11 protein-coding genes and 1 tRNA gene are annotated in these 13,448 nt (G+C 60.4%); 7 read left to right on the plus strand and 5 right to left on the minus strand.

Annotation, left to right across the window (positions count from 1 at the left end; translation table 11 throughout):
• Positions 1-6 precede the first annotated feature (6 nt).
• Positions 7-594, plus strand: a complete 588-nt coding sequence (locus tag ACSHXH_RS14110; protein WP_435672480.1) for a HEPN domain-containing protein — start codon at positions 7-9, stop codon at positions 592-594.
• Positions 595-876: 282 nt separating this feature from the next.
• Here ACSHXH_RS14110 and ACSHXH_RS14115 read toward each other — a convergent pair whose 3' ends face one another.
• Positions 877-1,008, minus strand: a complete 132-nt coding sequence (locus ACSHXH_RS14115) for a hypothetical protein (protein WP_435672446.1) — start codon at positions 1,006-1,008, stop codon at positions 877-879.
• Positions 1,009-1,127: 119 nt separating this feature from the next.
• Between ACSHXH_RS14115 and ACSHXH_RS14120 the strand changes: the two genes are divergently transcribed.
• Positions 1,128-1,201, plus strand: a tRNA-Gly gene (locus ACSHXH_RS14120).
• A 37-nt stretch (positions 1,202-1,238) separates the two neighbouring features.
• Here ACSHXH_RS14120 and ACSHXH_RS14125 read toward each other — a convergent pair.
• The 3 genes from ACSHXH_RS14125 to ACSHXH_RS14135 all read right to left on the minus strand — a co-directional run bounded on the left by ACSHXH_RS14125 (position 1,239) and on the right by ACSHXH_RS14135 (position 7,170).
• Positions 1,239-3,038, minus strand: a complete 1,800-nt coding sequence (locus ACSHXH_RS14125; protein ID WP_435672447.1) for an SGNH/GDSL hydrolase family protein — start codon at positions 3,036-3,038, stop codon at positions 1,239-1,241.
• 106 nt (positions 3,039-3,144) lie between these two features.
• Positions 3,145-6,609 (minus strand): transcription-repair coupling factor, encoded by a 3,465-nt coding sequence (mfd, locus tag ACSHXH_RS14130; RefSeq protein WP_435672448.1) that lies wholly within the window; start codon positions 6,607-6,609, stop codon positions 3,145-3,147.
• Positions 6,610-6,642: 33 nt separating this feature from the next.
• Positions 6,643-7,170, minus strand: coding sequence for a component of SufBCD complex (locus ACSHXH_RS14135; RefSeq protein ID WP_435672449.1), 528 nt, complete (start codon positions 7,168-7,170; stop codon positions 6,643-6,645).
• 102 nt (positions 7,171-7,272) lie between these two features.
• Here ACSHXH_RS14135 and hemB point away from each other — a divergent pair, with 102 nt between their 5' ends.
• Positions 7,273-8,274 (plus strand): porphobilinogen synthase, encoded by a 1,002-nt coding sequence (gene hemB, locus ACSHXH_RS14140; RefSeq protein WP_435672450.1) that lies wholly within the window; start codon positions 7,273-7,275, stop codon positions 8,272-8,274.
• A gap of 131 nt (positions 8,275-8,405) precedes the next feature.
• A complete protein-coding gene (locus tag ACSHXH_RS14145; protein WP_435672451.1) occupies positions 8,406-8,963 on the plus strand; it encodes a YSC84-related protein in 558 nt (185 codons plus the stop codon).
• A gap of 267 nt (positions 8,964-9,230) precedes the next feature.
• On the opposite strand, the gene ACSHXH_RS14150 is transcribed toward ACSHXH_RS14145, so the two are convergent.
• Positions 9,231-9,854 carry a thiamine phosphate synthase gene (locus ACSHXH_RS14150; protein ID WP_435672452.1) on the minus strand — a complete coding sequence of 208 codons (624 nt, stop codon included), beginning with the start codon at positions 9,852-9,854 and terminating at the stop codon, positions 9,231-9,233.
• Positions 9,855-9,987: 133 nt separating this feature from the next.
• Here ACSHXH_RS14150 and ACSHXH_RS14155 point away from each other — a divergent pair, with 133 nt between their 5' ends.
• The 3 genes from ACSHXH_RS14155 to ACSHXH_RS14165 all read left to right on the plus strand — a co-directional run bounded on the left by ACSHXH_RS14155 (position 9,988) and on the right by ACSHXH_RS14165 (position 13,411).
• The gene (locus tag ACSHXH_RS14155) at positions 9,988-10,731 is read left to right on the plus strand and encodes an RNA methyltransferase (RefSeq protein ID WP_435672453.1); all 744 of its coding nucleotides are present in this window, start codon (positions 9,988-9,990) and stop codon (positions 10,729-10,731) included.
• Between the two features lie 62 nt (positions 10,732-10,793).
• Positions 10,794-11,942, plus strand: coding sequence for a heme A synthase (ctaA, locus tag ACSHXH_RS14160; RefSeq protein WP_435672454.1), 1,149 nt, complete (start codon positions 10,794-10,796; stop codon positions 11,940-11,942).
• Positions 11,939-13,411 (plus strand): carboxypeptidase M32, encoded by a 1,473-nt coding sequence (locus ACSHXH_RS14165; RefSeq protein WP_435672455.1) that lies wholly within the window; start codon positions 11,939-11,941, stop codon positions 13,409-13,411. Before ctaA ends, ACSHXH_RS14165 begins: the two co-directional genes overlap by 4 nt.
• The last annotated feature ends 37 nt before the right edge of the window (positions 13,412-13,448 follow it).

The raw sequence follows: 13,448 nt of genomic DNA on the forward strand, positions 1-13,448 counted from the left end.
TCGCGGTTGCACAGGCTGTGCGACCTATTGAGTGACTTGCCTGACCATGACGTGGTTACTACATTGCATCGACTTAAGCTTAAATCTTATGTATTGCTATGTCACTCTGCGTTTGAGGAGTATTTGGAGAAAGTGTCCACAGCCGTCCTAGTTGATAGCCTTGGCATATTTGAAGAAGATGGGATTATTCGCGATCCCCTTTTGAGCGCTCTGAGTTATTATAGAATTGTAATTCATAGAGAAGTTCTGGGCGAAAGAAGCACTTCTAATCAAAGAGATGTTTTATTAAGCTTATTTAAGTCCGCGATTTCCGAGCATCACAAAGCACTTGAAGGTATAAATGGAGTTAAAACGAAAGATCAGGATGCAATTTTGGCACCTATAGGAATTAGGCTATTTGATTTTGATAGACTTTTGTCACAGGGACTTAACTCATATGGGGAAACGCGTGGACGGTACGCTCACAGCTTTGGCATAAAGAGTATTACACCTCGTGCCGGACAAATTAAAACCGCCGTGAGTATTCTGAATATGCTTAAAGGGTTGGATAATTTGCTTTGTGAGTGTCATCGTATTTCCTACAGCCATATCTAATAGGTGTATCATGAAATTAAGTTTACTTTTGAGATGATCTTGTCTGCGCACTACCGAGAAAGAAAGCTACACCCCGAAGCACAGTCGCGCCACTCCGGGTCCCATCCCGCCGTCGCGCAGCGGCGGCGACGCGTCCGCCCGCCCCATGGCGGGCGCGTTCCGCGCCCACCCGGTCGGACGCTTGCTCTGTGATCGGAAGTGGTGACATGGCGTAGGGTGCGTGATGTCACGCACCTGCCCAACGAAAAAGGTGCGTGCCGAGCACGCACCCTACGGGATGGTTTAAGCCGACGCCATCGACGACGTCTTGCCGCGCCATTCCGGGTCGTCCACCGGCTGCGCCAGCACAAAGGCCTCGTCGCGTTCCGCGCCCCCCCGGTCGGACGCTGGCTCTGTGATCGAATGTGGTGACACATCGTAGGGTGCGTGATGTCACGCACCACCCGACGCAAAAGCTGCGTGCAACTACGCACCCTCCCCCCACACGACCTCTTGACGCCCCACACCCCCAAGCGTATCCAAACCGCCAGAGCGCGGGTATGGTGAAAAGGTATCACGCGAGCTTCCCAAGCTTAAGTTACGAGTTCGATTCTCGTTACCCGCTCCACATCTCCGATCCCGTGCCTCGAACGCGCCTGATGGTGTCAGGTTATCTCGAACGGCGCCTCCACCACGCCCACCAGCTCCACCAGGAATGCGCCGGTGCCATCGGTGGCCAGAGCGTCGGCCCAAGCGGCGTTGGTCAGGCTGAGCGCGTCGCTGAGGCTTTGGGATGTGCCGGTATAGCTGTCCATCACCGCGCGGGCGTCGGTCACGTCGCTGAGGCCCAGAATGGCGGCGAACTGGAGGCCCAGATCAACCTTGGTCTCAAGATACGCCCGGTCCGCCACCTGTTGCGCGATGAACGCGTCTGTGGAGCCTTGCGGGGCGTCGGCGCGGGCGCCCTTCAACACCTCCAGAATAAACTGCGATGCGCTGACCGCGCCAGATGTGAGCACCCCGGTCCAAAAGGCAAACCCATCCGCATCCGCCGCCCGGCCCAACGTGTTTGCGTAGATTGCGGTTACAAAGTCTTCTGCGCTCTGATCGTCTGGGAACAGCGCTTGCGCCTCGGGGGATGCGGCAAAGAAATCGGCGATGGTGGGCAATGTGGTGCCATTTGCCAGAACGTCGGCCCAGAACATCAGTCCCAGCGCATCCGGCGCGCGGTCGAAATAGCTGATGTAGATCTCGGTCAGGCTGCGGAACGCGTCCGGGGTCACAAAGGCCGCATCGTCAAATGCGCTCAGGTCAAACAGCGTGTCGTCAAAGGTCACCGTCTCGATCCCGGTGAGCGTGTCCCTGCCCTCTGCGCCGCTGCGGTCGATCAGGGTGATGGTCTCTGCGATCTTGAGGGTAAAGCCGGTGTGCGCGCCGGTCACGACCGCAATGTCCGCCCCGCCCTTGCCATCAATCACATCGTCGCCCGCCCCGCCCGTCACGGTGTCATTGCCGTCGGTGCCCGTCAGCGTGTCATCGCGCGCCGATCCGGGCACCACATTGCCCGCCAGAGCGGTCAGGTCAAACCCGGCTTCTGCCGCGCGGTCGGAAATATAGGCCGCAATCGCCGCATGGCCTGCACCCGTTGGGTGCACGCCATCGACGCTGAAATAGGTCTGATCCAGCACATCCGCCCCATCGGTGAGGATATCACTGGTGACATTGGCAAAGCCGAAGGCGGCGGGGTGGTCTTGGAGATCGTCGATAAAGCTGGCGATATCGACGAACAGTGCGCTTTGGCCGTCGACCGCGTTCAGCTCAGACGCGTAATCGGCGAGTGCTTCGTTGAAATTTTCCGTCAGGCGGTTCCACACCGTAGCGATGAACGATCCTTCGGGGGCCTGATCGCCCAGAAACGCGCCGCCGATCGTCGGCTGGCCAATCAGCAGGATGTTGCGCGCGCCCACATCGATCAAACTCTCGACCGTGGTTTCGATATTGTCGACGATCCCGGACCCGAGGTTGAGCACGCGGAAGATGTCGGCAATGCTGGCATCGGCGAATTGCAGGAAATCATTGCCGCCGATCCAGATGACAAACACATCCTGATCATCCGGCGCGGGAATGTCGCCCGACGCAACAAGCGCCGCAAAGCCTTCGGCCTGTTGCACCGTACCGGGACGCGTTGGTGTATCGTTCGAAGATGACACCGCGCCGCCATGGGCAAAGTTGATCCCGTTGAAGGCAGACCCGCTCAGGTAACCTTGGGCGTTGGGCGCTTGGCTGATCGCGCTGGCGGCTGGCGCAACGGCCAGATCGTTGCGGATATATTCGTGCCAAACCAACCCGTTCGACGCGCGACCTGCGAAATAAAGGTCAATCGGTTCGTCCTGAAGCTGCACTGCCGTGGCACCGTCATCAGACAGGCTATCCCCAAAAATATAAAGCGCGCCGGTTTTGGGCATGAGTGAAATCTTTCAATGAAATCTCCCGCATCAGGGCACGGGTGTTGAAATCACTGTACGCTCATTCGAGAGGATCACAATGGGCAGGTTCCGTGGACAGAACGCCTCATGCCTTGGCCTTGGCTTCCTTGACCTTCTTGGCCAGATCCTGCGCGATGGCGAAAGCCCCCTTGATCTTGTCGCTGTCCTTGGGCCAGTCGCGGCGGATGACGATCTTGTTGTCCTTCACCTTGGCCAAGCCGTTCTGATCGCGGATGAAATCCACCAACCCCTCGGGCGAGATGAACTTGTCATTGTGGAACTGGATCGTCACGCCCTTGGGCCCGCCATCCAGTTTCGCAATGCCCGCGCGTTTGCACATGCCCTTGATGCGCACCACGAGCATGAGCGTGTTCACTTCGCGCGGGAGTTTGCCAAACCGGTCAATCAGCTCGGCTGCAAAGCCTTCAAGCTCTACCTTGGTGGTCAGCGACGACAGGCGGCGATAGAGGCCAAGTCGTACGTCAAGATCGGGCACATAGGCCTCGGGGATCAGGACGGGCACGCCCAGATTGATCTGTGGCGCCCATTGATCATCCGCCTCGGACAGACCTTCCAATTCGCCAGATTTGATCTTTGCAATCGCCTCTTCCAGCATGGATTGATAAAGCTCGTACCCGACATCGCGCATCTGGCCGGATTGTTCCTCGCCCAGCAGATTTCCCGCACCGCGAATATCAAGGTCTTGAGACGCCAGCGTAAACCCTGCGCCCAAGGTGTCCAGAGACCCCAACACGCGCAGGCGCTTTTCGGCGGCGGCGGTCAGTTTTGTGCGCGGTTTGGTGGTGAGATACGCATAGGCGCGGGTTTTGGAGCGGCCAACCCTGCCCCGGATTTGGTACAGCTGACTGAGGCCGAACATATCCGCGCGGTGGATGATCATGGTGTTGGCCGTCGGGATATCGAGCCCGGATTCCACAATCGTGGTCGCCAGCAGCACGTCATACTTGCCGTCGTAAAAGGCGTTCATGCGGGTGTCCAGTTCGCCCGCAGCCATCTGGCCGTGGGCCACGACATAAGACACTTCGGGCACTTGATCGCGCAGGAACTCTTCGATCTCGGGCAAATCGCTGATGCGAGGCACAACAAAAAAGCTTTGACCGCCGCGATAGCGTTCGCGCAACAGCGCCTCGCGCAGGGTGACCGTGTCGAATTCGCTGACATAGGTGCGGATCGCCAGACGGTCCACCGGCGGGGTGCCGATAATGCTCAGATCCCTGACACCCGACAGCGAAAGCTGCAACGTGCGCGGGATCGGCGTTGCGGTCAGGGTCAGGACGTGAATGTCAGAGCGCAGCTGTTTTAAGCGTTCCTTGTGACCCACACCGAAATGCTGTTCCTCGTCGATGATCAGGAGGCCAAGGTTTTGGAAGCGCACCCCTTTGGCCAAAAGCGCATGAGTACCGACGACGATATCAACCGTGCCGCGTGCCATTCCATCTTTGGTGGCGGCTGCATCCTTTGCGGAAACAAAGCGCGACAAGGGTCTGACTTCCAAAGGAAATCCGCGAAACCGTTCGGCAAAGCTCTTGTAGTGCTGGCGGGCCAAGAGCGTGGTCGGTGCAATCACGGCAACCTGCACGCCTGACATGGCGGCGACAAAGGCCGCGCGCATGGCGACTTCGGTTTTGCCGAAACCCACATCACCGCAGATCAGGCGATCCATCGGCTGACCTGAATGCATGTCGGCCATCACGTCTTCGATGGCGCGCAGCTGATCGTCGGTTTCCTGATACGGGAACCGCGCCGAGAACGAATCCCACGCGCCCGGTGGCGGATCCATGATCGGCGCTTTGCGCAGCGCGCGTTCTGCGGCCACGCGAATGAGCTTGTCCGCCATTTCGCGGATGCGCTCTTTCAGGCGGGCTTTCTTGGCCTGCCATGCACCGCCTCCCAGCTTGTCAAGGAAGCCTTCGTCGTGGCCGTATCTGGACAGGAGTTCGATGTTTTCAACCGGCAGGTACAGCTTTGAGCTTTCGGCGTATTCCAGAAGCAGGCATTCATGCGCGGCACCAGCGGCGGTGATGACTTCCATGCCCAGATAGCGGCCGATGCCATGATCCACATGCACCACCAGATCGCCGGGCGACAGCGATTGCGTCTCGGTGAGGAAGTTCTCGGCTTTGCGTCGTTTCTTGGGGGACCGGATCAAACGGTCGCCCAGCACGTCCTGTTCGGACACGACGGTCACCCGGCCGCCTTTGTCCCATGGGGCTTCAAACCCTTGCTCCAACGGCCACACGGCCAGATGCAGCCCGTGTTTGCCGACGCGTGTCAGGTCAGTGACGGGTATGGTTTCGGCCAGTCCCTCGTCTTCGATCAACCCGGACAGACGTTCGCGCGCACCCTCTGAATAGGATGCGATGACAACCGGGCCGTCTTCCATCTTTTTGCGGATGTGATCTGCCAAGGCGCTGAAAAGGCTTATGCTTTCCTGTTGACGTTCAGGTGAAAAACTGCGACCGATCCGCCCGCCAGCATCCACCACGCCGGGGCCAGAGGCTTGCTGCAAGGCGTGAAACTGCACCACGCGGCGATCACCCAAGGCGCTGACCCATGCCGCATCGTCAAGGTACAATTGTTCGGGCGACACAGGTTTATAGACGGTGTCCATCCGCCCCTTTTGTGCCAGAGCGAGCTTGCGGGTCTCGTATTGATCAACGATCCCGTCCCACCGTGACAGGCGCGCCGGGGTGATCTGATCGTCCTGAGTCACCGGCACATCTGGCAGGTAGTCGAACAGCGTTTCCAGACGGTCGTGAAAGAACGGCAGCCAATGCTCCATCCCGGCCTGTTTGCGCCCGGCGCTGACCGCCTCATAAAGCGGATCGTCGCTGCCGGCCGCACCAAATTCGATGCGATAATTCTGCCGAAAGCGCGTGATCGCGGCCTCGTCCAGAATGACCTCGGACACCGGGGCAAGCTCGATCAGGTCAAGCTTTTCCGTCGTGCGCTGTGTTGCTGCATCAAAGCGGCGCGCCCCGTCCAGAACATCGCCGAACAGATCAAGCCGCACAGGCCCGCCATCGCCCGGCGGGTAAATGTCGATGATCCCGCCGCGAATGGCATAGTCGCCCGGCTCCAACACCGTCGGTGCCTGAGAGAAGCCCATCCGCACCAGGAAGTTGCGCAATGCCGCTTCGTTGACACGGTTGCCGACACGCGCCGTGAATGCCGCCTCGCGCAGCACGTCCCGCGCGGGCACGCGCTGGGTTGCGGCACTCATGGTGGTCAACAGCACGTATTGAGACGGCATCGCATGGGTGAGCGCGGCCAAAGTCGCCATCCGCGCCGCCGAGATATCGGGGTTGGGCGACACCCGGTCATAGGGCAGACAATCCCAACCCGGAAACACGAACACCGGCATGTCGGGGGCGAAAAGCCGAAACGCCTCGCGCATTTGTGCCATGCGCCGGTCATCGCGGGCGATGTGACAGACTGCGCCATTGGCTTTGGCGGCTTCGGCCAGAACAAGCTGGGCGTCAAAGCCTTCGGGCGCGCCGCCCATGGTGATATGTCGGGATGTGTTCATAGCGCGGTCATGTGGCCCGCAGCACCGCCCGCGTCAACCGCCAAGCACGCCGATGCTGAGGTTTACGTACATTCCCCACATGGCGGTGACAAAGATCGACACCATGCCAAGGGCCTGAACGATCAGGCGATGTCGACCAAGCCGCTTGTAGACCGCGTTCAGATCGGTGTCCTTTTCATGCAGCGCCTTGGCGGTCCGCACGCTCAGCAAGCTGACCAGGGACATGGGAAAGCCCAGCAAGAACAGGGCTTGGGCAATCTCGACCCCGTAAACCCAACCCAGAACCGCAAAGCCGGTCAGGAAAAAGGCGCCAGCGGCTATGATCCAAAGCCCAGCCTCTTCCGAGATGTACAGCAGGCGGCCGGTGTTGATCCGCAACAGATCAGTCAGGTCTTCGGCGGCTTTGTCACCCTTGCGCCGTGCGCGCGTGACCATGTCGAACGGCACGCCCAAAACCCAATGGCTGGCCGAGGACCAGACAACGGCCAACACGATCCAGAACCAGAGGTTGGAAAAGGACCGCATGTCGATCAGTTCAAAGACGGTTGAGTACCAATCCAAGGCGGTCGTATTCCCGTGTTCGCGTGGCCTACGGGTCTGGCAGGCCTTGTTCCAGCGACCATTCCATGCCACCCAATCCGGGCAAAGACAAGGACTGCCACGATGAAACCGATCACTCCCGCTTTTCCTGCCACACGCCTGCGCCGGTTGCGCCGCTCTGACGGGCTGCGCGCCATGGTGCGAGAAAACACCCTGACACCTGATGATTTCATCTGGCCTGTCTTTGTGCGCGATGGTGAGGGCGTGGAAGAACCCGTGGCATCCATGCCCGGTGTGGTGCGCCGGTCGGTGGACAAAGTGGTCGAAGCCGCGCGCGAGGCGTATAGCCTTGGCATCCCGGCGATCTGCCTGTTCCCATATACCGATCCCAGCCTGAAGACCGAAGATTGCGCAGAGGCGTGGAACCCCGAGAACCTGTCCAACCGCGCCACCCGCGCGATCAAGGATGCGGTGCCGGACCTGATGGTCATGACCGATGTGGCGCTCGATCCCTACAACATCACCGGCCATGACGGGTATATGGACGAGGACGGCTACATCCTCAACGATCGCACGGTCGAGGCATTGGTCAAGCAAACCCTGTCACAGGCGCGCGCGGGATCAGACATCATCGGCCCGTCCGACATGATGGACAGCCGTATCGCCGCCATGCGCGGCGCGCTCGAAGGTGAAGGTTTCAGCAATGTCGCTCTTCTCAGCTATGCCGCGAAATATGCCAGCGCCTTCTACGGCCCTTTCCGCGATGCGGTGGGCGCGTCCGGGGCGTTCAAAGGCGACAAGAAAGGCTACCAGATGGATCCCGCCAACTCCGACGAGGCGATGCGTCTGGTGGCGCGCGATCTGTCCGAAGGGGCGGACATGGTGATGATCAAACCCGGCATGCCGTATCTCGATATCTGTCGCCGCACCAAAGACATGTTCGGCGTGCCGACCTTTGCCTATCAGGTGTCGGGCGAATACGCGATGTTGGCAGGGGCTGCGGAACGCGGCTGGCTGGATCACGACCGGGTGATGCTCGAAAGCCTGATTGCGTTCAAACGCGCGGGCTGTGACGGGGTTCTGACCTATTTCGCACCTGCGGCAGCACGGTTGCTCAACGCCTAGCGGTGCGCCGCTTATCGTGATCTATCCATAGTGACAGATCGGCGGAACCTTGCTATGTTTCTCCCCAACCGGCGATACAGTCGGACCCATGAGGCATCCGTTGACCGAAGCGGCAGAGAAAGAGCAGACACATGACATCCCTGACACGACGCGAGCTGACACTGGCTTTGGGCGGCACCTTTCTGTTGGCCGCCTGTAACAACGGCGTCGGCGGCAATGGCGGCGCGCGGATCGACGCGCGGGTTGATGCGACACTTGCGGAATTGTACCGCCGCTTTCCCGGCACCCAGAACCTTGCGGCCAATGCCAACGGCATCATGGTGATGCCGCTTGTGACCGAGGCGGGTCTTGGACTTGGCGGGGCGTTCGGACGCGGGGCCTTGCGTGTTGGCGGCGTGACAGTGGATTACTACTCGACAACCAAAGCCAGCGCAGGCTTGCAGATCGGTGCGCAGCAATACGCGCATGTCCTGTTTTTCATGACCGAAGACGCGCTGATGAATTTCCGCCGGTCCCCCGGCTGGGCGGCGGGTGCCAACATCGAATACGCAATCCCCGAGGGCGGCGAAACGATTGCGGCCGAGACCACCACATCGCTTGCGCCGGTCATCGCGGTGATCTTTGGCCAAGCAGGTTTGCGCCTTGGGGTGACGCTGGAAGGCGTGAAATACACGCGCATCATTCCCTGATGCGGCTGGCAGGGGGCTGTCTGCCCCCGCGGCGCATGCGCGCCTCACCCCCGAGGATATTTCAGAACCAGAGAAGAACGAACGAGCGGGTCCACCCCTTGCACATGAGGCAAGGGGCTTCTCCGGTTACGGTCATCGGCGTCCCCGCCTGTGCCGCACCTGTAACAATCTCGCGTTAAGGTTAACGCCCGGTTACTTCTCTGGTTTGCAAATATCCTCGGGGGGCGGCCGAAGGCCGTTGGGGGGCAGACAGCCCCCCATCCGCATTCAGCCCGCCATCGCGGCTGTCAGGGATTTCAGCGCAGCCACCGGATCATCGCTGCGCCAGATCTCTTCGCCCAACCCAAAAAAGTCGGTCATCGGGGTCAGACTGCGGATGATGTCCGCATTCAGCCCGCCTTCGGCGACAACGGGGATCTCGATCATCTGCGACCACCAGTCAAACAGCTCGGCCTCGGCGCGCGATCCGTCCCCGAGAGTGGTTTCCCCCACAGGCCCAAAGCTGACGTAATCCGCCCCGGCCTCACCGGCATTCATGCCATCGTGGCGCGACTGGTCGCAAAATGTGCCGACAATGGCGTCCGGCCCCAGTTCCTTGCGTGCCATGCGGACGGATCGCGCACCATCGGTGAGGTGCACCCCGTCAAGGCCAAGGCGCTGGGCCAACACCACATGGGTTTCGATCACCAGCGCCACGTCGAAACGATGCGCCACATCACGCACCACATCCGCGGCACGCAGGATCAGGTCTTCGTCGCGCGTTCCAAGCGACAGGCGGATGCAGGCGATCTCGGCGACGTCCAGAACACGTGCCAGTTCGGACGGAAAATGGCTAAGCTCAATATCGGGTGGCGTGATCAGGTAGATTTGCGGCTGCTCTGTTTCGGACATCTTCGGCCCCTTCGTGGTTGGTTGACGCTCTATACCGTGATTTCGAACCCTGCGCCAAGGGCTTGCACGGCTTGCCCTTTGATCCGAGCCGCAATAGTCAGGCGCGATCCCACGGAAATATGAGGTTTTGCCCATGCCTACCGACATACCGCAACCTGCCTTCGTGCTTGTCCGTCCGCAGATGGGGGAAAATATCGGTGCGGCGGCGCGGGCGATGCTGAATTTCGGGCTGGAGCGGATGCGTGTGGTCAGCCCGCGTGACGGCTGGCCCAATCCCAAGGCGGTGGCGATGGCCTCGGGCGCGGGTCGGCTTTTGGATGATGCGGTTCTGGTTGACCGCACCGTCGACGCGGTGGCGGATTGTTCTTATGTTTTTGCCACCACGGCGCGGCAACGCGGCATGACCAAGCCGGTGATGACGCCGGAACGCGCGATGGAAGTGGCGCGCGAAAAGATCGCTGCGGGCGAAAAGGTGGCGGTGTTGTTTGGCCCTGAACGCGCGGGGCTTGAGAATGACGATATCGCGCTTGCCAATGCCATTATCTCGGTGCCGGTGAACCCGGAGTTCCCGTCACTCAACCTTGCGCAATGTGTTATGCTCACAGGGTATGAATGGCGGCGACAGTCCTTTGAGGTTCCGGCCGAGACCACCGAGATGGCAGGCAGCGATTGGGCCACGGCTATCGAGATGGACAAGCTTGCCGGGCATTACGAGGAGACGCTGGATGAGGCCGGGTTCTTTTTCCCCGACACCAAAGCCGAGACGATGAAGCGGAATCTGCGCAACATGTGGTCCCGGATGCCGCTGACCCGGTCAGACGTGCAGATGATGCACGGGGTCCTGCGGCAAATGGTGCGTTGGAAGGATAAGGGCTAGGCGTCTGCCTTGAAGCACCCCCCTACCAAGCCTAGTCTCTCGCGCAACAAGGAGGCCCTTCAATGAGCGGACAACGCAGTATCTTCGAAGAGGTTGGCGCAGACACGCTGCGCAAGGACATCCCCAAGGGCGGCATGATCGACGCCACCAAGCGCGGCGCGCGGGGCGCGATCCGCATTTGGCTCATGGTGTTGTTTGCGCTGGTCATGGTGATGATCGCCGTGGGTGGTTTGACCCGATTGACCGACAGCGGTCTGGCCATCACCGAGTGGCGCCCCCTAACCGGGGCCTTGCCGCCGATGAATGCCGCGCAGTGGCAGAGCGAGTTTGACCTTTACCGCGCGATCCCCGAATACCAATTGCAGAACCGGGGCATGACGCTGACGGAATTCCAGTTCATCTATTGGTGGGAATGGGGCCACCGGCAGTTGGGCCGGGTGATCGGGTTGGTCTGGGCGCTGGGCTTTTTCGGGTTTCTGCTGACCCGCTCGATCCCGACGGGTTGGACCGGGCGTTTGCTGTTCCTGGGCGTTCTGGGCGGGATTCAGGGCGCGATTGGCTGGTGGATGGTGGCGTCGGGCCTCACAGGGACGATGCTGGACGTGGCCTCCTATCGTTTGGCCACACATCTCGGGTTGGCCTTTGTCATTCTGGGCTTTATCGCGTGGTACACGTTCGAGCTGGGCCGCGAAGAGCGCGATCTGATGCAGGCGCGGCGCGCACGCGAGGGCAAGCTTTTTGGTCTCAGCACGGGGCTCTTGCACTTTACCTTTCTGCAAATCCTGCTGGGTGCCTTGGTGGCGGGGATTGATGCGGGACGCACCTATAATGACTGGCCGCTTATGGCCGGGGCGTTCCTGCCGCCCTACCCGTTTGACCTTGATCCAGTCTGGCGCAACTTCTTTGAAAACGCAGGTCTGGTTCAGTTCATGCACCGGATGGCCGGGTATCTGCTTTTGGCCTTCGGTATCGTGGTCTGGCTGCGCGCACGCAAGTCGCCCAACACCGACACGCGGTTCCGGTTCAATGCAGCGTTTGCGATGCTTTGGGTTCAAATGGCGTTGGGGATCGTGACAGTACTTTACATGGCACCATGGCAGGTCGCGATTGCGCACCAGGTCGGCGCCGTGATCCTGTGGGTGCTGATCCTGCGGGCGCGCTTTGCGGCGCAATATCCCGTGCAACAATCCATCCGGGGGGCAACCGCATGACCACGGCTTACGACGCATTGATGGCCTTCACCCGTGAAACCGAGGCGCTTGGCCAGATTGCTGGGCGTCTGGGGTGGGATCAGGAAACCACCATGCCGCGCGGGGCGGCGGCGCAACGCGGCGAAGAGATGGGCGCGATTGAGAGCGTTTTGCATGCCCGGCGCATGGATTCGCGCGTCGGCGATTGGCTTGAGGCAGCAACGCCCACCGACGACGAAGGCCGCGCGCATCTGCGGCACATCAAGCGCAGCTTTGACCGGGCATCCAAGGTTCCGGCAGATCTTGCGGCGGAACTGGCGCGCACGACGTCCCTTGCGCAAGGTGTCTGGGCCGAGGCGCGGGCAAATGACGACTTTGCCGCCTTTGCCCCCACGCTAGAACGGGTGTTGGATCTGCGCCGTCAGGAAGGCGCTGCTTTGGCAAATGGCGGCGATGTTTATGACGCGCTGTTGCAGGATTACGAACCCGGTGCCACGGCGGCGGATCTGGACGCGATGTTTGGCGCATTGCGGCCTCGGTTGGTGGCGTTGCGGGACAAGGTGCTGGGTGCCCCTGCCCCGATGGCTTTAACGGGCACGTTTGACGAAAGCGCGCAGATGAAGCTGTCGCGCCAGATCGCCAAGACCTTTGGCTACGACATGAGCCGGGGGCGTGTGGACAAGGCGGTGCATCCGTTCTCAAGCGGGTCCGGCAACGATGTGCGGATCACCACGCGGACCAACCCTGTCGATCCGTTCAACTGCATCTATTCGACGATCCACGAGGTGGGCCACGCCGCCTATGAACAGAACATCGACCAGGCCTATCTGCTCACACCTTTGGGCAGCGGGGTGTCGATGGGTGTGCATGAAAGCCAAAGCCGCATCTACGAGAACCAGTTGGGCCGGTCACGCGCCTTTACCAGCTGGTTGCACGGGCAGATGATTGAGGCGTTTGGCGATTTTGGGAGTGCTGATGCTGATGCGTTCTACGGCACAGTGAACCGGGTCACCAAAGGCTATATCCGTACGGAATCCGATGAGGTGCAGTACAACCTGCATGTGCTCATGCGCTTTGACCTGGAGCGCAAACTGATCGACGGAACTCTTGAGGTCACTGATCTTGAAGAGGCGTGGAACACCCGGTTCGAGGCGGATTTCGGCTTTGCCGTCGACAAGCCGTCCAATGGCGTGTTGCAGGATGTGCATTGGTCGGTGGGGCTGTTTGGCTATTTTGCCACCTATTCGCTAGGCAATGTCTATGCGGGCTGTCTGCATGAGGCGCTGCGCAAGGCGGTGCCGGATCTGGATGCGCAACTGGCGGCGGGTGACACAACGGCGGCGACAGGTTGGCAGCACGACAATGTGCAACGTCATGGCGGGCTTTACGAGCCGCGCGAGGTGATAGAGCGGGCCAGTGGGTTTGCCCCGTCCGAGGCGCCGCTTCTGGCCTATCTTGAGGCGAAGTTCGGCGCGATTTACGGGGTGTGAGTTTGAAACCGTCACCCGCGGGTCATGCCCAAGGGTG

This window comes from Marivita sp. (assembly GCF_051251565.1).
In the GTDB taxonomy this organism is placed as follows: Bacteria; Pseudomonadota; Alphaproteobacteria; order Rhodobacterales; family Rhodobacteraceae; genus Marivita.